At 71.3% G+C, this 22,565-nt stretch carries 25 protein-coding genes and 2 pseudogenes; 17 read left to right on the forward strand and 10 right to left on the reverse strand.

The genetic code is table 11. The features are described from left to right. Nucleotides 1-10: 10 nt before the first annotated feature. Complete coding sequence (locus B079_RS0127610; protein ID WP_078496107.1) at nucleotides 11-820, forward strand: FMN-binding protein; 810 nt, start codon at nucleotides 11-13, stop codon at nucleotides 818-820. A gap of 52 nt (nucleotides 821-872) precedes the next feature. Next, nucleotides 873-1,613: an FAD:protein FMN transferase gene (locus tag B079_RS0127615; protein WP_051095337.1), complete on the forward strand. Its 741-nt coding sequence runs from the start codon at nucleotides 873-875 to the stop codon at nucleotides 1,611-1,613. A gap of 112 nt (nucleotides 1,614-1,725) precedes the next feature. Here B079_RS0127615 and B079_RS0127620 read toward each other — a convergent pair whose 3' ends face one another. The 5 genes from B079_RS0127620 to argC are packed head-to-tail and all read right to left on the reverse strand — an operon-like array spanning nucleotide 1,726 to nucleotide 6,580. Continuing rightward, nucleotides 1,726-2,271: an arginine repressor gene (locus tag B079_RS0127620; RefSeq protein ID WP_018549088.1), complete on the reverse strand. Its 546-nt coding sequence runs from the start codon at nucleotides 2,269-2,271 to the stop codon at nucleotides 1,726-1,728. A gap of 7 nt (nucleotides 2,272-2,278) precedes the next feature. After that, nucleotides 2,279-3,493: an acetylornithine transaminase gene (locus B079_RS0127625; RefSeq protein ID WP_018549089.1), complete on the reverse strand. Its 1,215-nt coding sequence runs from the start codon at nucleotides 3,491-3,493 to the stop codon at nucleotides 2,279-2,281. Beyond that, nucleotides 3,490-4,407: an acetylglutamate kinase gene (gene argB, locus B079_RS0127630; RefSeq protein WP_018549090.1), complete on the reverse strand. Its 918-nt coding sequence runs from the start codon at nucleotides 4,405-4,407 to the stop codon at nucleotides 3,490-3,492. Before argB ends, B079_RS0127625 begins: the two co-directional genes overlap by 4 nt. Next, nucleotides 4,404-5,555, reverse strand: coding sequence for a bifunctional glutamate N-acetyltransferase/amino-acid acetyltransferase ArgJ (argJ, locus tag B079_RS0127635; RefSeq protein WP_018549091.1), 1,152 nt, complete (start codon nucleotides 5,553-5,555; stop codon nucleotides 4,404-4,406). The genes argB and argJ overlap by 4 nt, the downstream gene beginning before the upstream one ends. Further along, a complete protein-coding gene (gene argC, locus B079_RS0127640; RefSeq protein WP_026249141.1) occupies nucleotides 5,552-6,580 on the reverse strand; it encodes an N-acetyl-gamma-glutamyl-phosphate reductase in 1,029 nt (342 codons plus the stop codon). The genes argJ and argC overlap by 4 nt, the downstream gene beginning before the upstream one ends. 205 nt (nucleotides 6,581-6,785) lie before the next feature. Here argC and B079_RS0127645 point away from each other — a divergent pair, with 205 nt between their 5' ends. Genes B079_RS0127645 through B079_RS0127655 form a run of 3 tightly spaced genes read left to right on the forward strand, consistent with a single transcriptional unit; the run spans nucleotide 6,786 to nucleotide 8,410 of the window. Then, nucleotides 6,786-7,673, forward strand: a complete 888-nt coding sequence (locus B079_RS0127645; protein WP_018549093.1) for an AraC family transcriptional regulator — start codon at nucleotides 6,786-6,788, stop codon at nucleotides 7,671-7,673. A 9-nt stretch (nucleotides 7,674-7,682) separates the two neighbouring features. After that, on the forward strand, nucleotides 7,683-7,922 hold the full coding sequence (locus B079_RS32860; protein ID WP_018549094.1) for a hypothetical protein: 240 nt from the start codon (nucleotides 7,683-7,685) through the stop codon (nucleotides 7,920-7,922). Next, entirely contained in the window at nucleotides 7,919-8,410 is a 492-nt protein-coding gene (locus B079_RS0127655; RefSeq protein ID WP_018549095.1) for a DUF6314 family protein, read from the forward strand. The genes B079_RS32860 and B079_RS0127655 overlap by 4 nt, the downstream gene beginning before the upstream one ends. A gap of 12 nt (nucleotides 8,411-8,422) precedes the next feature. On the opposite strand, the gene B079_RS0127660 is transcribed toward B079_RS0127655, so the two are convergent. Continuing rightward, entirely contained in the window at nucleotides 8,423-9,016 is a 594-nt protein-coding gene (locus B079_RS0127660; RefSeq protein WP_018549096.1) for a histidine phosphatase family protein, read from the reverse strand. A gap of 125 nt (nucleotides 9,017-9,141) precedes the next feature. Beyond that, nucleotides 9,142-10,575: a PLP-dependent aminotransferase family protein gene (locus tag B079_RS0127665; protein WP_199779978.1), complete on the reverse strand. Its 1,434-nt coding sequence runs from the start codon at nucleotides 10,573-10,575 to the stop codon at nucleotides 9,142-9,144. Between B079_RS0127665 and B079_RS0127670 the strand changes: the two genes are divergently transcribed. Together B079_RS0127670 and B079_RS0127675 are read left to right on the forward strand one after the other, a co-directional pair. Next, on the forward strand, nucleotides 10,574-11,488 hold the full coding sequence (locus tag B079_RS0127670) for a DMT family transporter (RefSeq protein WP_018549098.1): 915 nt from the start codon (nucleotides 10,574-10,576) through the stop codon (nucleotides 11,486-11,488). The two genes, B079_RS0127665 and B079_RS0127670, sit on opposite strands and share 2 nt — an antisense overlap. A 19-nt stretch (nucleotides 11,489-11,507) precedes the next feature. Then, entirely contained in the window at nucleotides 11,508-11,705 is a 198-nt protein-coding gene (locus B079_RS0127675; protein ID WP_018549099.1) for a DUF1918 domain-containing protein, read from the forward strand. Between the two features lie 54 nt (nucleotides 11,706-11,759). Here B079_RS0127675 and B079_RS0127680 read toward each other — a convergent pair whose 3' ends face one another. Further along, complete coding sequence (locus B079_RS0127680) at nucleotides 11,760-12,977, reverse strand: glycoside hydrolase family 10 protein (protein ID WP_018549100.1); 1,218 nt, start codon at nucleotides 12,975-12,977, stop codon at nucleotides 11,760-11,762. 248 nt (nucleotides 12,978-13,225) lie between these two features. On the opposite strand from B079_RS0127680, the gene B079_RS0127685 reads away from it, so the two are divergent. From B079_RS0127685 to B079_RS34355, 6 genes and pseudogenes are all read left to right on the forward strand, one after another. Next, nucleotides 13,226-14,101, forward strand: a complete 876-nt coding sequence (locus B079_RS0127685) for a 3-hydroxybutyryl-CoA dehydrogenase (RefSeq protein ID WP_018549101.1) — start codon at nucleotides 13,226-13,228, stop codon at nucleotides 14,099-14,101. Between the two features lie 722 nt (nucleotides 14,102-14,823). After that, nucleotides 14,824-15,201: a DUF732 domain-containing protein gene (locus B079_RS0127695; RefSeq protein ID WP_018549103.1), complete on the forward strand. Its 378-nt coding sequence runs from the start codon at nucleotides 14,824-14,826 to the stop codon at nucleotides 15,199-15,201. A 159-nt stretch (nucleotides 15,202-15,360) separates the two neighbouring features. Then, nucleotides 15,361-16,206 (forward strand): TIGR04255 family protein, encoded by an 846-nt coding sequence (locus B079_RS0127700; protein WP_234016884.1) that lies wholly within the window; start codon nucleotides 15,361-15,363, stop codon nucleotides 16,204-16,206. Continuing rightward, nucleotides 16,196-16,837: a hypothetical protein gene (locus tag B079_RS0127705; protein ID WP_234016885.1), complete on the forward strand. Its 642-nt coding sequence runs from the start codon at nucleotides 16,196-16,198 to the stop codon at nucleotides 16,835-16,837. The genes B079_RS0127700 and B079_RS0127705 overlap by 11 nt, the downstream gene beginning before the upstream one ends. A 3-nt stretch (nucleotides 16,838-16,840) precedes the next feature. Further along, on the forward strand, nucleotides 16,841-17,548 hold the full coding sequence (locus B079_RS0127710; RefSeq protein ID WP_158685057.1) for a hypothetical protein: 708 nt from the start codon (nucleotides 16,841-16,843) through the stop codon (nucleotides 17,546-17,548). A 540-nt stretch (nucleotides 17,549-18,088) separates the two neighbouring features. After that, a pseudogene (locus tag B079_RS34355) lies at nucleotides 18,089-18,200 on the forward strand (3-hydroxyacyl-CoA dehydrogenase family protein); the annotation flags it as partial. Between the two features lie 91 nt (nucleotides 18,201-18,291). On the opposite strand, the pseudogene B079_RS32865 reads toward B079_RS34355, so the two are convergent. Continuing rightward, nucleotides 18,292-19,126: pseudogene (locus B079_RS32865) on the reverse strand (phosphotransferase enzyme family protein). Between the two features lie 227 nt (nucleotides 19,127-19,353). Here B079_RS32865 and B079_RS0127720 point away from each other — a divergent pair. Genes B079_RS0127720 through B079_RS0127735 form a run of 4 tightly spaced genes read left to right on the forward strand, consistent with a single transcriptional unit; the run spans nucleotide 19,354 to nucleotide 21,942 of the window. Continuing rightward, nucleotides 19,354-20,106 carry a GNAT family N-acetyltransferase gene (locus tag B079_RS0127720; RefSeq protein ID WP_018549107.1) on the forward strand — a complete coding sequence of 251 codons (753 nt, stop codon included), beginning with the start codon at nucleotides 19,354-19,356 and terminating at the stop codon, nucleotides 20,104-20,106. Between the two features lie 50 nt (nucleotides 20,107-20,156). Then, nucleotides 20,157-20,381, forward strand: coding sequence for a translation initiation factor IF-1 (infA, locus tag B079_RS0127725; RefSeq protein WP_018549108.1), 225 nt, complete (start codon nucleotides 20,157-20,159; stop codon nucleotides 20,379-20,381). A gap of 59 nt (nucleotides 20,382-20,440) precedes the next feature. Next, a complete protein-coding gene (locus B079_RS32870; RefSeq protein WP_037802177.1) occupies nucleotides 20,441-21,280 on the forward strand; it encodes an ATP-binding cassette domain-containing protein in 840 nt (279 codons plus the stop codon). Then, complete coding sequence (locus B079_RS0127735; RefSeq protein ID WP_018549110.1) at nucleotides 21,277-21,942, forward strand: hypothetical protein; 666 nt, start codon at nucleotides 21,277-21,279, stop codon at nucleotides 21,940-21,942. Before B079_RS32870 ends, B079_RS0127735 begins: the two co-directional genes overlap by 4 nt. A gap of 64 nt (nucleotides 21,943-22,006) precedes the next feature. On the opposite strand, the gene B079_RS0127740 is transcribed toward B079_RS0127735, so the two are convergent. Further along, nucleotides 22,007-22,543 carry an NUDIX hydrolase gene (locus tag B079_RS0127740; protein WP_078496109.1) on the reverse strand — a complete coding sequence of 179 codons (537 nt, stop codon included), beginning with the start codon at nucleotides 22,541-22,543 and terminating at the stop codon, nucleotides 22,007-22,009. Nucleotides 22,544-22,565 lie beyond the last annotated feature (22 nt).

Here is a 22,565-nt window from a genome sequence, read left to right on the forward strand (position 1 = left end):
CCTGGAAGACATGAGGAAGAGCCACCCGATTCGGCGGGTCGTGCTGGCCACCGCCGCGACCGTGTCCGGTGTCGTACTGCTGCTGTCGCTGAAGCCCGCCTCCGATCCGGCCTCGGCGTCGGCGGCGGGCGCGGCCCCGCAGCAGACGGCGGCGGCGCAGGAGTCGCCGCAGGGCGGCGCGGAGCAGGCGCGTGCCGACGGGACGGTGACCGGGGCCGTGGCCCAGACGCAGTACGGGGCCGTGCAGGTGCGGCTGACCGTGCGCGGCGGGAAGATCACCAGGGCGGAGGCGGTGCAGGCGCCCAAGGGCGGCGAGAGCGACCAGAAGACCGCGCTCGCCGTGCCCAAGCTCAACCAGGCGGCCGTGGTCGCCCAGAGCGCGGACATCGACTCGGTGTCGGGGGCGACGTACACGAGCGCGGGGTACAAGAAGTCGCTCCAGTCGGCGCTGGACAAGGCGAAGGCGGCGGCGCCCGCTCCGGGGTCCAGTACGGGCTCCAGCTCCAAGCCGGGTTCCGGCGGCTCCGGTTCGGCCGAGGCCGCCGCTCCCCGTACCGTCACCGGCAAGGCCGCGCAGACGCCGTACGGCGCCGTCCAGGTGCGGATCACGGTCAGCGGGAAGAAGATCACCCGGGCCGAGGCGGTCCAGGCGCCCAAGGGCGGCGAGAGCGACCAGAAGACCGCGCTGGCCGTACCGAAGCTCAACCAGGCGGCCGTGGCGGCCGGGAACGCCGACATCGACTCGGTGTCCGGGGCCACCTACACCAGCACCGGGTACAAGAAGTCGCTCCAGTCCGCGCTGGACCAGGCCGGTGGCTGAGCAAGTGGCCGAGCGGGCGAAGGACTCCGCGGTGCGGCACGCGGAGGAGGTCATGGGGACCGTGTTCTCCTTCGACGTGCGCGGCGGCGAGGCGGACGCGGTGCGCGCGGCGCTGGACGAGGCGGTCGCGGGCCTGCACCGGGTGGACGCGCTGTTCAGCACCTACCGCGAGGACAGCGAGGTCTCCCGGCTGGCCCGGGGCGAGCTGACGGTGGACCAGTGTGCGCCGGAGGTCGCCGAGGTGCTGGACCTCGCGGCCGAGGCGGAGCGGGTGAGCGAGGGCTGGTTCAGCCCGCGCTACCGGGGCTCGCTCGACCCGACCGGCATCGTCAAGGGCTGGTCCGCCGAGCGGGCGGCGCGGGCCCTTGCGGCCGTGGACGGGGTGCGCGGGGTCAGTGTGAACGGCGGTGGTGACGTGCAGATGTGCGGCGCCCCGGAGCCGGGGCGGGCGTGGCGGGTGGGCGTGGCCGATCCGCTGCGGCCGGGCGGGCTGGCGGCGGTGATCTCGGCGGCCGGGGCGGAGGAGCTGTCCGTGGCGACCTCGGGGACGGCCGAGCGGGGCACGCACATCGTGGACCCGAGCACCGGGAAGTCGGCGGTGACCGACCTGGTCGCGGTGACGGTGGTGGGGCCCCGGCTGACCTGGACGGACTGCTGGGCCACGGCCGCCTTCGCGATGGGCTCGCGCGAAGGGCTCGCCTGGCTGGAGTCGCTGCCGGACGTGGAGGGCTTACTCATCACCGCGGGGGACGAGGTGCGCTGTACCGGGGGGCTGGCGACGCGGCTCGGCTGACGGCCGCCGTATCGCGCCTACGCGGCGCACCCGGCAGGGGGCGTACGGGAGTGGTGAGACTCCGGTACGCCCCTTCGCCGTACGGCCAGCCGTCAGGGCCGGTCGAGGGCCGTCACTGGCCGTTCTGGGCCAGCCGCAGCAGATGGTCGGCGAGCGCCTGGCCGCCGGTGGGGTGGCGGCTGATGAGCAGCAGGGTGTCGTCCCCGGCGATGGTGCCGAGGATGTCCTGCAGTTCGGCCTGGTCAATGGCCGAGGCGAGGAACTGGGCCGCGCCGGGCGGGGTGCGCAGCACCACGAGGTTGGCGGACGCCTCCGCGGAGATCAGCAGCTCCTGGGACAGGCGCCGCATCCGCTCCTCCTTGGCGGACTCCCCGAGCGGCGCGCGCGGGGTGCGGAAGCCGCCCTCGCTGGGCACCGCATAGATCAGGTCGCCGTCGGTGTTGCGGATCTTGACCGCGTTCAGCTCGTCCAGATCGCGGGAGAGCGTCGCCTGGGTGACGCTCAGCCCGTCGTCGGCGAGCAGTTTGGCGAGCTGGCTCTGCGAGCGCACCGGCTGCCGGTTGAGGATGTCCACGATCCGGCGGTGGCGGGCGGTGCGGGTCTGCGGCACCGCGGGCCCGGCACCGCCCGCCTGTCCGTGGTCCTGCGCCTGGCTCATCGTCGTCTCATTCTCCGGCTCGTCCGTCCTCTCGGCTTGCGTCGAGGATGCCGGGAAGGGCCTGGAGGAAGGCGTTCGCCTCGTCGTCGCGCAGGTTCAGCGGGGGCATGAGCCGTACGACGTCGGGGGCGGGCGCGTTCACCAGGAACCCGGCTTCCTGGGCCGCCGCCTGCGCCTGCGCCGCGTACGGTCCGGTGAGCACGATACCCAGCAGGAGGCCCGCGCCCCGTACATGGTCGACCAGCGGGTGGCCCAGCGCCTCGATTCCCTGGCGCAGGTTCTCGCTCTGCCGCTTGACGCTGGCGAGCAGTCCCTCGGCCTCGATGGTGTCGAGCACGGCGAGTCCGGCGGCGCAGGCGACCGGGTTGCCGCCGAAGGTGGTGCCGTGCTGGCCGGGCTGGAGCAGGTCGGCGGCGCGTCCGAAGGCGATCGTGGCGCCGAGCGGGAGTCCGCCGCCCAGGCCCTTGGCGAGGGTGACGACATCGGGGAGGACGCCGTCGTGGGCCTGGTAGGCGAACCAGTCGCCGGTGCGGCCGACGCCGGTCTGCACCTCGTCCAGGACCAGGAGGGCGCCGGTGGCGGCGGTGATGGCGCGGGCGGCCTTGAGATAGCCGGGCGGCGGGACCACGACGCCGTTCTCGCCCTGGATCGGCTCGATGATCACCAGGGCGGTCTCGTCGGTGACGGCGTCGGCGAGGGCGCGGGCGTCGCCGTAGGGCACGTGGGTGACCTCGCCGGGCAGCGGCAGGAACGGGGCCTGTTTGCCGGGCTGTCCGGTGAGCGCGAGGGCGCCCATGGTGCGGCCGTGGAAGCCGCCGGTGGTCGCGACCATGTGGGTGCGCCCGGTCAACCGGCCGATCTTGAGGGCGGCCTCGTTGGCCTCGGCGCCGGAGTTGCAGAAGAAGACCTTGCCGTCGCGCCCGAACAGGCGCAGCAGGCGTTCGGCGAGGGCGACGGGCGGCTCGGCCACGAAGAGGTTGGAGACATGGCCGAGGGACGCGATCTGCGTGCTGACGGCCGCCACGATCGCGGGGTGGGCGTGGCCGAGGGCGTTGACCGCGATACCGCCGACGAAGTCGAGATACCGCGTGCCGTCGGCGTCCCACACGGCGGTGCCCTCGCCGCGCACCAGGGGCAGGCGCGGGGTGCCGTAGTTGTTCATGAGGGCGCCCTGCCAACGGGCGGTCAGTTCCTCATTGTTGACGGTGCTCGTGTCGCTCATGACTCCCCCGAGGTGTCCGGCTCATCGTCGGGCACGACCATGGTGCCGATGCCCTCGTCCGTGAAGATCTCCAGCAGGATGGAGTGCTGGACCCGGCCGTCGATGACGCGGGCCGTGGTCACGCCGTTGCGTACGGCGTAGAGGCAGCCCTCCATCTTGGGCACCATGCCCGAGGAGAGTTCGGGCAGCAGTTTCTCCAGCTGGGTGGCGGTGAGGCGGCTGATCACCTCGTCGGAGCGCGGCCAGTCCTCGTAAAGGCCCTCGACGTCGGTGAGGACCATGAGGGTTTCGGCGCCCAGCGCAGCAGCGAGTGCCGCAGCCGCCGTATCAGCATTGACGTTGTAGACATGACCGTCGTCCTCGGAGCGGGCGATGGAGGAGACGACCGGGATGCGGCCGTCCGCGAGCAGGGCCTCGATGGCGCCGGTGTCGATCTCGGTGATCTCGCCGACGCGCCCGATGTCCACCAACTCGCCGTCGATGCGGGGCTGGTGGCGGGTCGCGGTGATGGTGTGGGCGTCCTCGCCGGTGAGGCCGACGGCGAGCGGGCCGTGCGCGTTGAGCAGGCCGACCAGTTCGCGCTGGACCTGGCCCGCGAGCACCATCCGTACGACGTCCATGGCCTCCTCGGTGGTGACCCGGAGCCCGGCCTTGAACTCGCTGACGATGCCGTGCTTGTCGAACGCGGCGCTGATCTGCGGGCCGCCGCCGTGCACGACGACCGGCTTGAGCCCGGCGTGGCGCAGGAAGACGACGTCCTGGGCGAAGGCGGCCTTCAGCTCCTCGTCGACCATGGCGTTGCCGCCGAACTTGATGACGACGGTCTTGCCGTGGTGCCGGGTGAGCCAGGGCAGCGCCTCCACGAGGATGCGGGCCTTGGGGAGCGCGGTGTGCTTCCGCGTCGGGCTGCTCATGAGCTGTACGCGCTGTTCTCGTGGACGTAGTCCGCGGTCAGGTCGTTGGTCCAGATGGTGGCGCTCTCGGTGCCCGCGGCGAGGTCGGCGACGATGTGCACCTCGCGGTAGCGCATGTCGACCAGGTCGCGGTCCTCGCCGACCGAGCCGTTCTTGCAGACCCAGACGTCGTTGATGGCGACGTTGAGCAGGTCGGGGTCGAAGGCGGCCTGGGTGGTGCCGATGGCGGACAGGACGCGGCCCCAGTTGGGGTCCTCGCCGTGGAGGGCGCACTTGAGGAGGTTGTTGCGGGCGATGGAGCGGCCGACCTCGACGGCGTCCTCCTCGGTGGCCGCGTTGATCACCTCCACCTTGATGTCCTTGCTGGCGCCCTCGGCGTCCCCGATGAGCTGACGGCCCAGGTCCTCGCAGACCGCGCGGACGGCCTCGGTGAACTCCTCCTGGCCCGGGGTGACGCCGGAGGCGCCGGAGGCCAGCAGCAGGACGGTGTCGTTGGTGGACATGCAGCCGTCGGAGTCGACCCGGTCGAAGGTGACCTTGGTGGCGGCGCGCAGGGCCGTGTCGAGTCCTTCGCTGTCCACGTCGGCGTCGGTGGTGAGGACGACGAGCATGGTGGCGAGGCCGGGGGCGAGCATTCCGGCGCCCTTGGCCATGCCGCCGACGGTCCAGCCGTCACCGTCGACCACGGCGGTCTTGTGGTGGGTGTCGGTGGTCTTGATCGCGATGGCGGCCTTCTCGCCGCCGTGCTCGCTCAGGGCGGCGGCGGCCGTCCCGATGCCGGGCAGCAGCTTGTCCATCGGGAGGTGGACGCCGATCAGCCCGGTCGAGCAGACGGCGACCTCGATCGCGCCGCGCCCCAGGACCTCGGCGGCCTTCTCGGCGGTGGCATGGGTGTCCTGGAAGCCCTTCGGGCCCGTACAGGCGTTGGCGCCACCGGAGTTGAGGACGACGACGGAGACCTCGCCGCTCTTGATCACCTGCTCCGACCACAGCACCGGGGCGGCCTTCACGCGGTTGGCGGTGAAGACTCCGGCGGCGGCTCGGCGGGGGCCGGTGTTGACCACGAGGGCCAGGTCGGGGTTGCCGTTGTCCTTGATCCCGGCGGCGATGCCCGCCGCGGTGAATCCCTTGGCCGCTGTGACGCTCAAGGCGCGACTCCGATCGTGGAAAGCCCGGTGGTCTCGTCGAGCCCGAGGGCGATGTTCATGCTCTGTACGGCACCGCCCGCGGTGCCCTTGGTCAGGTTGTCGAGGGCGCTGATCGCGATGACGCGGTGGGCGTCGGGGTCGTACGCGACCTGCACCTGGACGGTGTTGGAGCCGGTGACGGAGCCGGTCGCGGGCCACTGCCCCTCGGGGAGCAGATGCACGAACGGCTCGTCGGCGTACGCCTTCTCGTAGGCGGCGCGCACCGCCTGGGCGTCCACCCCCAAACCCGCCTTCGCACTGCACGTGGCGAGGATGCCGCGTGGCATGGGCGCGAGGGTAGGCGTGAACGAGACGGAGACGCGCTGTCCGGCCGCCGCGCCGAGGTTCTGGATCATCTCCGGGGTGTGCCGGTGGCCGCCCCCCACGCCGTACGGCGCCATGGACCCCATGACCTCGCTGCCGAGCAGATGCGCCTTGGGCGCCTTGCCCGCGCCCGAGGTGCCGGAGGCGGCGACGATCACGGCCTCGGGCTCGACGAGTCCGGCGGCGTACGCCGGGAACAGCGCGAGTGAGACGGCCGTCGGGTAGCAGCCGGGCACCGCGACGCGCTTGGACCCCTCCAACGCGGCGCGGGCACCCGGCAGTTCGGGCAGGCCGTACGGCCAGGTACCGGCGTGCGGGCTCCCGTAGAACCGCTCCCAGTCCCCGGCGTCCTTCAGCCGGAAGTCGGCGCCCATGTCGATCACGAGCACATCCGGCCCGAGCTGCTCGGCGACGGCGGCGGACTGCCCGTGCGGCAGCGCGAGGAACACGACATCGTGCCCGGCGAGCGTGTCGGCACTGGTCTCCTCCAGCACCCGCCCGGCGAGCGGCACGAGCTGCGGCTGCAGCGCTCCCAGCCGCTGCCCGGCATTCCCGTGCGCCGTCACAGCCCCGATCTCGACCCCCGGATGCCCGAGCAGCAGCCGCAGCACCTCTCCCCCGGCATACCCACTGGCCCCGGCGACAGCTACGCGCACGGTCATGTCAGCCTCCTTCATTGGCATGACTATACGTAGCGCTGCACGTTTATGCAATGAGTCGGTACCGACGGGTATGACCCCCACGCGGAGTCGTCGGCAACGGCCGGCCCGGTCGGCGTCCCACCCGACATCATCGGGCACCGATAGTCGGGCCCGGCCTCCCCCGCCCCGCCTACCGTCGGTGATGTCAGAAGGAAGGGACCGGCGCGTGCTGGAGCGGCTCAATCATGTGATGGACCGGATCGAGCAGGGGCTCGACGGGAGCGTGGACGTGGAGGAGTTGGCGCGGGTCGCGGCCACCTCCGTGTATCACCTGCGGCGGATGTTCTCCGCGCTCGCGGGGATGCCGTTGTCCGAGTACGTACGGCGCAGACGGCTCACGCTCGCCGCGGCGGAGGTGGTCGCGGGGCGGGAGACGCTGCTCGACATCGCCCTGCGGTACGGCTACGGCTCGGGCGAGGCGTTCGCGCGGGCGTTCCGGGCGATGCACGGGGTCGGGCCGGGTGAGGCCCGGCGGACCGGCGCGACGCTCAGTTCGCAGCCCCGGATGTCCTTCCGTCTCGTGATCGAAGGGAGTGGTGACATGCGACACCGGATCGAGGAGAAGCCGGAGTTCGGCGTCGTCGGGTTCAAGGCCAGGGTGCCGTTGGTGCACCAGGGGCCGAACCGGGCGATCATGGACTTCGTCCGGGGGATCGACAAGGAGGAGCTGGCGCGGCTGGCGAAGCTGTCGGACCAGGAGCCGGAGGGGATCGTCGCGGTCTGCGACGACCTGGACCCGAGCCGGGCCGAGGGCACGGAGCTTGACTACTACCACGGGGTGATCACCTCGGCGCCCGCGCCCGGTCACCTCGCGACCCTGGCCGTCCCGGCCGGTACCTGGGCCGTGTTCGGCGTCTCGGGGCCCCTGCCGGACGCGGTCCAGCTGCTGTGGCGGGACGTGTTCACGCAGTGGTTCCCGTCCAACCCGTACGCCGGCCGTCCCGGCCCGGAGATCCTGCGGGTCCGTCCCGGCCCGGACGGCAGCGAGGCCGACTGCGAGCTGTGGCTGCCGGTGGAGGAGGCGGGCCGGAGCGCCGGGGACGGGCGCCCGTAAGCTCGGGGCATGGATGTGTGGGTGCCGTACCTGGTCCTGTGCGGTGGGCTGGTCGTCGTGCTGGGCGCGCTGACCCTGCTCGCCCGGTTCGTACGGCGACGGGGCGGCGGAGGTGCCGGAGCCGTGCTCGCCGCGTACGAGGAGGCGTTCCGGGCCACCAGTCACGTCGCGTATCACGAGGTCACGGCGCAGGCCCGGCGGAAGAAGCCGGTCGGCTCGCCCGACGGGCCGGGAAAGAGGGCCACGTGAAGAACCAGGACCCCGTCGCGAAGGGCCACCATCCCGTCGCGAAGGGCCCCCACTCCGTCCCCGACACCCTGGCCCATCTCGCCGGGCGCTGGCGCGTCACCCGTGAGGTGCGGGACCTCGCGAGCGGGGAGACCGGCCGTTTCGAGGGCACCACCGTCTTCGCGCCGCTGCCGGACGGCGCACCCGGGCTGCTGCACGAGGAGTCCGGGGAATTCACCTGGCAGGGCGTGGCCCGGCCCGCGACCCGCACGCTGCGTTTCCTGCCCGGGCAGGAGCCCGGCACGGCGGACGTACGGTTCGCGGACGGGCGCCCCTTCCACGCGCTGGATCTGCGGACGGGGCATGACGTCGCCGGGCACCCCTGCTCCGCCGACTTCTACCGGGGCGAGTTCACCGTCACCGACGCCGACCACTGGCGCTCGGTGTGGCGGGTGGGCGGTCCGGCGAAGGACCTGGTGCTGACCACGGATTACGTGCGCGAAGGCTGACCGCCCCGGTACTCACGTGTGCGAGGGCTGCGCGGACACCCCGTCCAGCTGGAGGTTCCAGCGGCCCGAGCCGCCGACGACGGTGGTGGCCGACAGCGGGCGTACGTCGATGTTCCAGTAGGTCGCGGGCGGCGCCTTCAGCGCGTACACCAGGGCCGCGCGGATCACGGCGGGCTCGGCCACGGCGACGATCCGGCCGTACTCGTCCACCGGCCGGGTGTCGAGCCAGCCGCCGACCCGGGAGATGAAGGCCAGCAGGGACTCGCCGCCGTGCGGTGCGGAGCGCGGGTCGGTCAGCCAGGCGTCCACCGCCTGCGGTTCGCGTGCCATCGCCTCGCCCAGGGTCAGTCCGCGCCAGCGGCCCATGTCGCAGTCGCGCAGGGCGAGTTGGACCAGCGGGGCGTACCCGAGGGCGTCGCCGGTGGCGCGGGCGCGCGGGGTCGGGGAGCAGTAGCGCAGCTCGGCCGCGGCCAGCGGGAGCAGGTACCCGACCATCCGCTGCACCTCGTCCCAGCCCGCCTGGTCCAGCGGCCGGTCGTCCCCGAAGCGCTCGGCGTACGACGGGGAACCGTGGGCAGCCGCGACGAACGTCACCCGAAGTGGCATGGGCCGATGGTGGGCCCAGGACGGGTACCGGTCAAGGGCGATCAGCCCCGGCTCATCCGGAGTGACCGGAAAACACCGCCGCGCCGGACGTCAACTCCCAAAAAAATCAAGGGACTTGTCGGGCTTCACCGCACTTCGTCGTACGCGGCCCGCAACCGCCGTACCCCCTCCGTGATCTCCCCCGTCCCGGCGACCGCCGCGAAGCTCAGCCGGATGTGGGGTGCCGGGGGCTCGGCGCTGAAGTAGGCGCGGCCGGGGGTGACGGAGACGCCCGCACGCAGGGCGGCGCCGATCAGGGCCGCTTCCGTGACGCCCTCGGGCAGCCGCAGCCAGAGATGGAAGCCGCCGAACGGGATGTGCGGCACGGTGAGTTCGGGAAGCTGGAGGGCGAGCGCGCCGGTCATCGTCTCCCGGCGGACCGCCAACTCGGCCGACAGCGACCGCAGATGGCGCGACCAGGCCGGGGAGCCGACGAGTTCGAGGGCCGCCTCCTGGAGCGGCCGGGGCACGAAGAAGCTGTCCACGACCTGGATGGCGCGCAGCCGTTCGAGGACCGGGCCGCGTGCGGCGAGGGCGGCCACCCGGAAGCTGGGCGAGGTCGCCTTGGTGAGCGAGCCGACGTGGACGACGACGCCGTCCGGGTCGTCGGCCGCGAGCGGGCGGGGCAGCGGGGGCGCGTCGGCGTGCGCGAGGCGGCGTACGTAGTCGTCCTCGATGACGAAGGCGCCCGAGGCGCGGGCGATGCGCAGCACCTCGGCGCGGCGGTCGGGGGCGAGGACGGCGCCGGTGGGGTTCTGGAAGAGCGGCTGGCAGACGAAGACGCGGGCGCCGGTGGCGCGGAAGGCGTCGGCGAGCAGGTCGGGGCGTACGCCGTCGCGGTCGACCGGCACCGGTACGGGCCTGAGCCCGGCGGCGCGGGCGAGGTCCAGCATCCCGGGGTAGGTGGGCGACTCGACGAGGACGGGGGTACCGGCCGGGGCGAGCGCGCGCAGCGCGGTGGCAAGGGCGGACTGGCCGCCCGCCGCGATCAGCACCTCCGCGGCGGTGACGGAGCCGCCGATGCCGCGCGCGAACCACTCGCGCAGCTCGGGCAGCCCCTCCAGCGGCGGGCGGCCCCAGGCGCCGGGGCGCCGTCCGGCGCGGGCGAGGGCCGCGGCCATGGCCTGCTCGGGCTGGAGGCCGGGGTGCGGGTAGCCGCCGCTCAGCTCCAGGACGCCGGGCGGCGGCGCGGGCAGCGAGATCATGACGCCGGAGGCGTCCACGGTGCGGGGGACGACATCGCCGGTGCCATCGGCGCTGAGCGCGACCTCCTGCCACGAGGTGTCCCCGGCGGGCGGGGCCGTGGTGCGCGGGCGGGCCCGGAAGGCACCGGCGCCGGGCCGGGTGACGACCAGCCCCTCGGCGGCGAGCTGGGCGAGCGCCCGCGAGACGGTCACCGGGCTCACCCGAAAGCGTTCGACGAGGGCCCGGCTCGACGGCAGCTTCTCGCCCGGTGAGTAGCGGTTCAGCTCCCGCCGCAGCCGTTCCGCCAGTTCGCGCACACTGCTACGCTCGTTCATGAGAGCACAGAGTAGCGCTACCACCACGACCCCGATAACGGTCCCCGCCCCGCCGCGCGAGCCCCGGCTCCTGGGCAGCGGTCTGGCGGCCCTCGGTGTCGTCGCCTTCTCCCTCACCTTCCCCGCCACCGCCTGGGGCCTGGAGAGCTTCGGCCCCTGGTCGCTCACGGCGATCCGGGGCGTCCTCGCGGCACTGGTCGCGGGCGGCTGTCTGCTGGCCCTGCGGGTGCCGTTGCCCGCCCGGCGCCATCTGCCGGGGCTCGCGGCGGTCGGGGCCGGTACGGTGCTCGGCTTCCCGCTGCTGAGCACGCTCGCGCTGCGGACCTCCACCACCGCGCACGCGGCCGTCGTCGTGGGCCTGCTGCCGCTGACGACCGCCGCGATGTCCGCGCTGCGCGTCGGGGCGCGGCCCTCGCGCCGGTTCTGGACGGCGGCGCTGGCGGGCGCCGCGGCGGTGGTCGCGTTCACGATCACCCAGAGCGGCGGCGCCCTGACCAGGGCGGACGCCTACCTCTTCGCGGCCCTGCTGATCTGCGCGGCCGGATACACCGAGGGCGGCAGGCTGGCCCGGGTCATGCCCGGCTGGCAGGTCATCGCCTGGGCGCTGGTGCTCTGTCTGCCGCTGAGCGCGCTCGGCGCGGCACTCGCGCTCGGGCACGAGCCGGTACGGCTCACCGCGCACGGGGTGGCCGGGCTGCTCTGGGTCGCGCTGGGCTCGCAGTTCCTCGGCCTGGTGCTCTGGTACCGGGGCATGGCGGCGGTGGGCATCCCCCGGGCCAGCCAGTTGCAGTTGGCTCAGCCGCTGCTCACACTGGTGTGGTCGGCACTGCTACTGGGCGAGCACGTCACCGCGGCGGCTCCGCTGACCGCGCTCGCCGTGCTCGTATGCATCGCCGTCACCCAACGGTCATGACCGTGAGGAGGGTCCTGAGATGCGTGCGCACAAGGGGGACCACCTTGTCCAGCACGGGAGAGTGGTCGGACAGCACGACCAGGTCTCGGAAGTGGTGGAAGTGATCGGCGAGGAGGGCGAACCGCCCTACCGCGTCCGCTTCGAGGACGGACACGAGGCCATCATGTCTCCCGGGCCGGACTGCCAGGTCCAGCACCACGAGGACGAGTCGACGTAGCCGAGTCGAGCAGCCGAGGACCAGCCGCGCCGAGACAGGCGAACGGCAACGGGGTCAGCGCGGGGGTCTCGCCGGCCACCGGTAGTGGTCGGCGACGACCCGTGCCATCGCCCCCAGGGGGTCGCGGGCCACGTCCTGGGCGGCGAAGAAGACATGACCACGCACCTGCGGACACCGCGCCGCCAGCGTGAGATGCCGGGACAGCTCCGCCGGGTCCTGCCAGGCCGCGGGCTGTCCTGCGGCACCCGCCTTGTACAGGGCCTCACCGATGTACAGCCGGGTGCGGCTGCCGTCGGCCTGCCGCGCCCACCAGTCGACGAGCTTCGCGTAGTCGGCGGCCTCGAAGCCGATGTTCCAGTACACCTGCGGCACGAGGTAGTCGATCCAGCCCTCGCGCACCCACTTTCTGGTGTCCGCGCACAGGTCGTCGTACGTCTGCACGCCCGCCGTGGTGTCCGAGCCGCGCGGGTCGGTCGCGGCGTTGCGCCACACCCCGAAGGGGCTGATGCCGAACCGGGTGCCGGGGCGTACGCGCCGGATGCCCGCCGCCGTCTCGCGGATCAGCTGGTCGATGTTGGCGCGGCGCCAGTCGGCGCGGGTGGGGAAGCCCGCGCCGTGGGCCGCGTACGCCGCGTCGTCGTCGAAGGTCTCCCCGGCCACCGGGTACGGATAGAAGTAGTCGTCGAAGTGCACGGCGTCGACGGGGTAGCGGGCTACGGCGTCGAGCATGGCCTTCTGGACGAAGCGGCGGACCTCCGGCAGGCCCGGGTTGTAGTAGAGCTTGCCGCCGTAGGCGACGGTCCAGTCGGGGTGGGTGCGGGCCGGGTGCCAGGGGACCAGGCGGGTGGGGTCGGTGTGGTTGGCGACGCGGTACGGGTTGAACCAGGCGTGCAGTTCCAGGCCGCGCGCGTGGGCCTCCTGTACGGCGGTGGCCAGCGGGTTCCAGCCGGGGTCGGCGCCCTGGGTGCCGGTCAGGTACGCGGACCAGGGCTCGTACGGCGAGGGCCACAGGGCGTCGGCGGTGGGGCGCACCTGGAAGATCACGGTGTTGAGGCGGTCGCGGACGGCCCGGTCGAGGTGGGCGGTCAGCTCCGCGCGCTGCTCGTCGGGCGGCAGGCCGGGGCGGGAGGGCCAGTCGCGGTTGGCGACGGTGGCGAGCCAGACGCCGCGCATCTCGGGGCGGGTGTGCGGCACTTGGGCCTGGGCCGACTGGGCGCCCCGGGCCGCCGCGAGGGCGGTGACGGCCCCCAGCGTGAACGCTCTGCGCGACACGGTCGCCCTCCGCGAGCGGCCACCGGACCCGGGCCCGGACTCCGGCCCGGACCCCGGCTCGCACCCCGTGCGCATAGCCATGTCCACCCCCACACGCTCCGAAACCGCCCCATGACGGATCGTCCCGACGGTACGGCTTGCCCCTACCCCGTCGATCGATCATCGATACTTGGCGGTAACGTGCACGCTCGGAGCAGGCACCGATTCCGGGGGCCCTGCGAGAGTCAAGAACCAGCGAAGGGGACGATGTGACGGACTTCCGAGCCGGAGACATCTCGCGCGTCGGAGTCGTGGGCTGCGGCCAGATGGGCGCGGGCATCGCGGAGGTGTGCGCCCGGGCGGGCCTGGACGTGAAGGTCGCGGAGACCACGGGCGACGCCTTGGAGATCGGCCGGACCCGGCTGTACAACTCCCTGACGAAGGCCGCCGAGCGCGGCAAGATCAGCGAGGAGGAGCGGGACGCGACGCAGGCGCGGCTGAGCTTCACGACCGACCTCGGCGAGTTCGCGGACCGCGATCTGGTGATCGAGGCCGTCGTGGAGAACGAGCAGGTGAAGACGGAGATCTTCCGCGTGCTCGACCAGGTGGTGACCCGCCCGGACGCGATCCTCGCCTCCAACACCTCCTCCATCCCGCTGGTGAAGCTGGCGGTCGCCACGTCCCGCCCGGACCACGTGATCGGCATCCACTTCTTCAACCCGGCCCCCGTGCAGAGCCTGGTCGAGCTGATCCCGGCGCTCACCACCTCCGAGGGCACCCTGAGCCGCGCCCAGATCTTCGCCGAGAAGGTCCTCGGCAAGCACGCGATCCGCGCCCAGGACCGCTCCGGCTTCGTGGTCAACGCCCTCCTGGTGCCGTACCTCCTCTCCGCGATCCGCATGTTCGAGTCCGGCATCGCCAGCCGCGAGGACATCGACAACGGCATGGAGATGGGCTGCGCCCACCCGATGGGCCCCCTCAAGCTCTCCGACCTCATCGGCCTGGACACGATCGTCTCGATCGCCAACTCGATGTACACGGAGTACAAGGAGCCCCTGTACGCCGCTCCCCCGCTGCTCCAGCGCATGGTGGAGGCGGGCCGCCTGGGCCGCAAGACGGGGTCGGGCTTCTACACGTACGCCTGATTCTGGGTTTTCGTCCTCTGGTTTCGCTGACTTCCACAATGAAACTGAGGGCCGCCACCTGTACAGCAGGTGGCGGCCCTCAGTGATCGTCTAGAAGATCAGGGAGTTCTCAGGGGTTTCGGTGGCGCTTGAAGGGCCGCGAGACCACCTACCAGCGAGCCGGGGCGGCTGGTTCCCTCCAAGGACAAGCTCCTCGCGGGCGCCCCGAAGGAAACGAAGCGATCGTGAACGTCCGCAGCTTCACCGTCGCCGAGCTGGCGCCCTGTGCGTCCCGCCGGACGACCGGACCAGATCGAGTACTACGAACATCCTCGCCGACGAGCAAGTCTCCGTGCTCAGGGACACGACGCAGCGCCGCTGCATCTTCCGCGCCCCCGATGACGGCCGCACCTACGCCGTCGAGTACCAGCCCCGATCGACACGGGAGACTACGAGGTCGACAGCGAGATGCCCGAGAACCACGGCTGGCACGGCAACATCGTGGAAGCGACCGAGGTGGAGAAGCAGCAGGTCGCCGTCACCTATTGGACTACCGTGGAGTGATCAGTCCACGAGCGCCACGCTGACGACGGCCCCGTCGGACATCCCGGCGGGGTTGTGCCATGCCTACAGCACGCTGTCGCGCCACACCCTCACGCCGCAAATATCCCCGAAACACCTCACACCGGTCCGTCTGCCCGCAATGATGCCCCCCTCAGCCACCAGCACCAGGGGGATAGTCCATGAACACCCGCGCCATCACCGCAGCACTCGGCATCCTCGGCATCCTCGTCCTTAACGGCTGCGCCCAGACCGACAGCACCTCAACGGACGCGAAGCCGACGACGACCGCCCCCACCAAGTCCAACCACCGACACACCACTGACGAGACCGCCTTCCTCGTCACCACCCGCGCCAAAGTCCCCGAGCTCAACAAGCTCCCCGACGCTCAGCTGATCGACTTCGGGCACAAAGCGTGCGACGCCATCGACGCCGGCAACAGCCCCATCGCCGTGACATTGAAGGCCGAGGAGGGGCTACAACTCGGCGACGAGAACTCCGCCTACATCGTCGGCGCAGCAGTGAACACGTTCTGCCCGGAGCACAAGGACGAACTGTGACGTAGCCGCATTCAGGTCTGCGCGCCACCCCCGTGAGTCCGGGGTGGCACCCCGCTGTGTGCCCAGATCCTCTCAGCACCGCATTGCGTGCACGGGAGATGCATCGCGCCTCACGACGCAACAGATCGACACAACGCGCCCCGTTGCACCCCACCCAGGTTGCCATTCGAGTTGTTGTTTGGGTTTCCGATCGATAGGTTGGCCTTCATGGGGTCACAAAAAATCTACTCGAACGCGCCACTCGCGCTGACCGTGGTTGAGCTACGCCACACCACTGCACCGCCTCTCACCGAAGCAGAGCTGTTGACCCTCAAGAAGCAGCTCAGCGAGGTTTTCCCCCTGGCGCGTCCTGCTGCCGCCGGCCTGAACGTCACAGTGGACTCTGGCGTCCCCGCAGCGCAGCAGTTGTTCAATCCGCGTTTCATGACCCGGGACAACACGGCTGCAGTCACGTACCGCCAGGACGCCATCGTGGTGGAGACCACTGCGTACAAGCGTAGGAGCGCCCTCCGTGAGCTCCTACGCCAGGCCGTGGATGCGCGCCAGAGCGTCGCGAAGGCAGACGGGATCACGCGGCTCGGGCTGCGCTATATCAACGAGGTCCGTGCAGATATCGAGAATTCCGGAGACTGGACCAGGTGGATCTCCCCTGCCCTGACCAGCGTCTCCGGCCTGCACATCAACGACGACAGCCTCACCCAGGCGTGGCAAGGGCTGGTCGTATTCGGTGACCAGCAGAACGGCGTCGTCCTCCGCCACGGCAACCTCGACGGCTACGCCGTCGCACCGGACGGAGACCTCAGGCGCGTCACAGTGCCTCCCGGCCCCTTCTACCTTCTCGACCTCGACAGTTTCTGGGAGCCAGCGGACGAAAACCCAACGCTGGACTGGTCCAATATCGAGCCGCACTATGACGCGGCCGCCCTGAGCGCCTACGGCCTCTTCGAGCAGCTCATCACCAACGAATACCGCGAGGAGGTCCTGCGTGAGCACCATGAGCACTGAGACCCGGAACTCCACCCAGGCCACCCGACCAACCATGATCCTCACCGAACCCAAGTCGCCCACCGAAACCACGGCCCGGCAGCTCACCGAGGAAGCTGGCTCCTTCCGGACCCTCACAAGAGGGATCGCCGAGAAGAGCGCCGAGTACCACAAGCACCTCTCCTTCAAGGAATGGCAGAACCGCACCAACCAGCGCGGCCGCCAGGCCCCCAAGGCCCTCCTCGAAGAGATCGCCGAACTCGGCTTCGCCTGGCGCCACATCGCCAGCATGATGGACGTCAGTGTTCCCGCCGTGCAGAAGTGGCGCCGATCTGGCGGCATCACCGGTGAGAACCGCCGGCACCTCGCCAGCATTCTGGCCCTCTGCGACATGATCACCGAGTGCTACCCGGTCGAGGACATCGCCTCCTGGTTCGAGATGCCCATCTCCTCGCTCGCGCCCGTCACACCCATCGACCTGTTCTCTGAGGGCCGACTCGACCTGGTCCTGGAGTACGCGAACGGCCACGAGAGCGACAGCGAGAAGATCCTCACCGACTATGACCCCGACTGGCGCGACCGCTACAGCTCCGTCTTCGAGGTCTACCGCGACTCCGACGGCGAGATGTCCATTCGCCCCAAGGACGCGTGATACGTGTCGGACAGGATGGAAGGCCCGAACGCTCCGAAGGAGCTGTACAGAGCGCTCGGCAGCGAAGTGAACCCCGACCGCCCGATCCTCACTGGCGACGTCTTCGAGAACGTCGACGTCCTCGACACCGACGGCAGCACGACCAAGCGCACCGTCATGATCCTCGACCACCCCTGCTCGCTGCGTAAGGGCACCAAGCTCGTACCCAGGCTCCTCACTGCCGAGGTCCGCCGCAGCCAGCAGGGGCCCTGGGACGAGGGCTTCCTCAACCGGATGTTCCTCCCGGCGCCGTTCCCGGGAGCAGACGGTGAGAAGAAGCCGTGCGCGGCCTTCTTCGACTCCTGCTACCACGTATCCCCGGAGCAGCTCGAGGCGGCCACTCGCATCGCCTGTCTCACCACTCGCGGCATCAACTTGATGCTGCAGCGCCGCGTCAAGCACTTCAGCCGCGTGACGGTCGCGACCCACAAGTTCAACGAGGCCAACGCCGGCGTCTTCGAAGAAGCCGACATGCTCGAAGACTGGTGCTTCGAGCGGGAGATCGAGGGCGTAAAACTCTCGGACGCGATCGAGGAGTTCAACACCTGGATACGCGAAGACAACGGCAGCGGCATGCGCCAGGACCTCCTCAAAGACGACCAGTACCGCAGCTCCGTCCGCCAGGAGATGAACGCCCGAATTAAGGAACTCCGCTTGCAGGGCAGGGCGTAGCAAGCCTGTCGCCTTCGCCCCACAGACCAGCGAAGGCGACAGGCCACCCCGTATCACGCCAGTGCAATGAACTGCGGCACAGCACCCACATGCCGCTGCCACCCTCCTGCCCCATAGCCACATGGAGTACGCATGCCTTCCCCCAGGTCTGCTGACGACAACCAAGGCGCCAAGGCAGCCAGTGCCGTCCCCGACACCATCCGCGACTGGTACCGAGGCATCCTTCCGCGCTACGGCGGTTCCCCGCGCCGGCCTATCTACCGCGTGGACGACGTCCTGTCCGCCAAGCTCGCCCCAAGCCCAACAGGCCCGATCAGCGCGCCCACGCGTAAAACACCGCTTGACGTGCGGCAATCAATGCGCCACGATCTTTCGCCGCATCCATGTCCGAAACAGACTCACATACAGGCATGATCAAGGCCCCGGAGCTTCCCGCCCGGAGCTTTCGTCATGCCCTACAGCTGCCGCGGATGGGCCGCTCACCCGCCGGACGTCCCCCACCCCGCTCGGAAGCGCCCACGGGGACATCACGACGCCCACGCCTACTCGATATACGCCGAGTACAAGGAGCCCCTGTACGCTGCTCCAGCGCATGGTGGAGGCGGGCCGCCTGGGCCGCAAGACGGGGTCGGGCTTCTACACGTACGCCTGATTCTGGGTTTTCCTCCAGCACCACTTTCGAGGGCCGCGCACTGGGTTTCCAGGGGCGGCCCTCGATGGCGTTCGGCGGCGGATGTCCGGGCTCAGCCGGGCGTGTCCCAGCCGTCGCGGTCAAGTGCCGTGCGGATCCGGCCCAGCCACTCGGTGCCCAGCCGTCGGCCGTCCGGGAACTGGTCGTCCCGGTCCCATCGCCAGGACGAGGGTCCGGCACCGGCGCAGCAGGACGTGATCGACACCCGGGTAGTGCGCCCCGACCTCCTCGGGCGCGTGGGCGAGATCGAACTCGACGGGGCCGCGGCAGCATGTCTCGAAGTCGATGAACAGCGGGCCGTCCGGTGTGGCGAGCACGTTGCCGGGGTGCGGCTCTCCGTGCAGCAGCTGCTCGGTTCCCCCGTGCTCGGCGACCGCTCGTCCCAGCCGCCGTAGCGTGTTGCCCAGCAACTCCCGGTCCGCGTCGGCGAGTTCGGGGGTGCGGGCGTGATCCGCGACGAGTCGTCGGGCCTGTTCGACGCGGTCGGTGAAGCGGGGCGCCGGTGCGTCGAGAGCGCGCAGGCCGACGTGCAGGCGCTGGAGGACGTGGGCGTAGTCGGCGGGTGGGATCTCGCGCGGTGCCATGGGCGGGTAGTACGTCCACAGCGTGACCACGAAGCCGCCGCGCTCATGGACGGCGGGCTCCGGTCCGGGCGCGAGAGCGGCCACCGGGCACCCCGATCGGGCGAGGCCCCGGGCCAACTCGACCTCGAATCGGGCCACTTGCCGCGTCTCGGGGGCCACCCGGGCCACGATGTCGCAGGGCAGCAGGCGCAGAGTGAGCTTGTTCGAGTCGTGCAGCACGATCGCGTCGTGGGCGGTCAGACCGAGCGACGAGGCGGCCGACAGGGCGGCGGCCACCGCGCGTCGAAGCTCCGGCGTCTGCATCCTCCGCACCGTACCAACACCCCGTGGAGGAGCGCCGCCGGGAAAAGGGCTGGCCGGAGCCCTGGTCGAGCTGGTAGTTTGCGGGAGACCGTGGCTTGGACTGAGGAGGTGACACCCATGAACGCTGTAGTGAGGTGGGTGCTCCCTCTGTGTGTCACGGTGTGCGACTGATCCAGGTGTCGTCGGGAGCGTCTGTTCGACAAGGCATTCCTGAAAGGCGAACACCTATGGACACTGTGCACATCACGCGGGTCGCGGAGGCCCGGTGGGAGGCCGTCGACGAGGGCCGGATCATCGGCCAGGGCGATCTCTCGCACCGGCCCGACGGGCGGCTCTTCGTCAGCGTCGACGTATGGCAGGACGCGGTCTTCGACCGCCTCGCCACCGCGATGCTGGCCGATCTCACCGCTCCGCTGCACACCCTGGTCGGCTCGGACGACCAGGAGTTGAAGGCGAAGTGGGAGCGGCTGGGCTTCACCCTCGGACGCCGTGAGCGGGAGTATGTGCTGCCCACCGCGCCGGTCCACGCGCCCCGGCTCCCGGAGGGTGTGACCATCCTCCCCGCGGGCGAGGCGGACGAAGCCCCGCTGCGCGCGCTGGACCGCGCGATCCGCGAGGAGGTCGAAGCCACCGTCGGCTGGCGCACCATGCCCGCCGAGGTGCTGCCGCGCCCGGCCGGGGACACCCTGGTGGACCCGTCGAAGTACGCGGTGGCGGTGCGCGACGGCGCGTACGCCGGTCTGATCCGGGTCGTACCGGTGCGCAGCAGGGCCAGGATCGGCCTGCTCGCCGTACGGGCCGGTCAGCGTCGGCACGGCATCGGCCGCGCCCTGCTCGCCCACGCGCTGGGCGCGCTGCACCGAGGCGGGATCGACTCCGCCTGGGCCGAGGTGGACGAGGCCAACACGGCGGCGATCACCCTGGCCGAGGGCTTCGGCGCCCGGCGGTCGGGCGGCTACCTGGAGCTGGTACGCCCCTGACCTCCGCACCCGGCAGAACAACAACCCCGACGATCGAGAAACGAGCGACCTTGGCAAGAACATCGAAGGGCCTGGAACTCGAAGGCACCGTCCTCGAATGCCTGCGCAACGCCACCTTCAAGGTGGAGCTGCAGAACGGCCACCACGTGCTCGCGCACATCAGCGGGAAGATCCGGAAGAACTACATCCGCATCCTCCCGTACGACCGCGTCCTCGTGGAACTCAGCCCGTACGACCTGACGCGCGGCCGGATTCTCTACCGCTACCGCAACTGACCCGAAGGCAGCGCGCGCCCGGCCGAGTCCGGGCGCGCTGCCCTTTCTATGCTGACCCGATGAGGCTTGAGGGAGTCGGGCTGCGGTACGGGTGGCGTGGACCCTGGGTCCTGCGTGACCTCCAACTGGATGTGCCCGCAGGAAAATTGATCCGGGTTCAGGGGGCCAACGGCTGCGGGAAGTCCACCCTGCTGCGCGTCGTCGCGGGAGCCGTACGGCCCGCCCGGGGACGCGTGGCCGGGCGGACCGGCCGTGCGGCCTATGTGCCGGAGCGGTTCCCGGCCACGCTGCCCTTCACCTCCCTCCAGTATCTGCGGCTCATGGGGCGGGCCCACGGTCTGTCCGCGGCGGAGGCCGAGCGGCGCGGCACACACCTGCTGGAGCGCTTCGGCGCCGGACAGCACGCGGACCGGCCGCTCGCGCAGCTCTCCAAGGGGACCTGTCAGAAGGTGGCGGTGGCGCAGGCCCTGCTCGGTGAGCCCGCGCTGCTGGTGCTGGACGAGGCGTGGACGGGCCTGGACGCCCGGTCGCGCGGCGAGCTGGACGAGGCCGTCGAGCAGCGGGTGACCGAGGGCGCGACCGTCGTCTACGTCGACCACGCCCCTGCCCTGCTCACGGACCGCACCGATCTGCTGTGGACCGTCGGCGACGGCACGGTGACCGTGAACCGGCAGACCACCACTCCCCTGGTGTTGATCGAGTTCACAGGCGGCCCGGACGACCCGTCCGCGCTGCCGGGCGTGCACGCGGTGACCACCCTGGCCGACGGCACCGTACGGCTGCACACCGACGAGGACCACTCCGACGCCCTGCTGCGCGCGCTGCTCACCGCCGAGCCGGGCGGCGAGGGCGACGGCGGCGGCGTCCATGTCCGCCGGGTGAGCGGAGGCCGCCGGTGAAGGCGCTCCTCCGCTACCAGACCGCCCTGCTCGTCCGCTCCCAGCGCTGGCTCCCGCCCGTCCTGCTCCACCTCGGGCTCCTGGCGATCTCCCTGGACAGCCGGTCCACGCTCGGCAGCCAGCTCGGCTGGAACGCCGCGGCGCTGGTGCCCGCCCTCGCCTGGCTCACCCGGGCCCTCCCGGCGGCGGAGCCGCCCGCCGCGCGGGCCTGCCTCGCGGCGGCCACCGGCCCCCGCCGTCCGCAGTACGCCGCGCTGGCCGTCACGTTCACGGTCGGCCTGCTGCTGGTGCTGCTCGGGGCGGGGGCCGCGCTGCTGACCTGTCCGGTGCCCCGGGGCACGGCGGGGGTGACGGTGCTCGGTGACGGGCTGGCCGTCGGGCTGGTCTGTCTGCTGGCGGGCAGCGCGCTCGGGGCGGTCTGCACCCCGGCGCTGGTGCGGACGACGGCGGGCGCGGCGGGGGCGCTGATCGTCGGCTCGGTGCTGCTGCTGGTGCTCTCCGGTTCCCCGGCGAACGCCGCCGTCCGCGCGGCCTACGCCTCCGACGCGCGCTTCCCGGTGCTGCCCCTGCTGCTCGCGCTCCCCCTGGCGGTGGCCTGCTGGTGGATCTCCGCCTGGGCGGCGGGGCGTACCGCCGCCACGGCCGACCGGGAAGCGGGCTGACGACGAAGGGCCGACGACGGACGGTGGACGGCCCCCGTCGCGAGGAGGCCGCCGCCGGAAACCCTCACCCCTCCATCAGCCGCAGATGGTGCAGCAGCAGTAACGCCGCCGCCATGTTCGCCGCCGGGACCTCGCCCCGGGTGATCAGGTCCGGGACGATCTTCAGGGGTACCCACTCGCGCCGGTCGGACTCGAAGTCGTCCACGGGTGGGCCGAGATATTCGCCCTGGTCGGACCAGTAGATGTGGTGCCGGGCGTCGGTGAGGCCGTTGGACGGCTCGACGCTCATGAGGTGGTGCAGCGGGCCGGGGCGCCAGCCGGTCTCCTCCTCCAGTTCGCGGGCGGCGGCGACCGCGATGTCCTCGCCGTCCTCCACGACACCGGCGGGCAGTTCCCAGCCCCAGCTGTCGGTGATGAAGCGGTGCCGCCACAGGAGCAGGACCTCGTTCGCCTCGTTGACCACCGTGGCGACGGCGACCGGCCGCAGCCGGATCATGAAGTGGTCGAGGTGCCGGCCGTCCGGCAGCTCCACATCCGCCAGGTTGACGCTGAACCAGCGGTTTGCGTACACAGTCTGCTCGTTCTGTTTCGTCCACTGCACGGTTCTGCCACCTTCCGCTGAG

It is taken from the genome of Streptomyces sp. LaPpAH-108 (assembly GCF_000373625.1).
Lineage (GTDB): Bacteria > Actinomycetota > Actinomycetes > Streptomycetales > Streptomycetaceae > Streptomyces.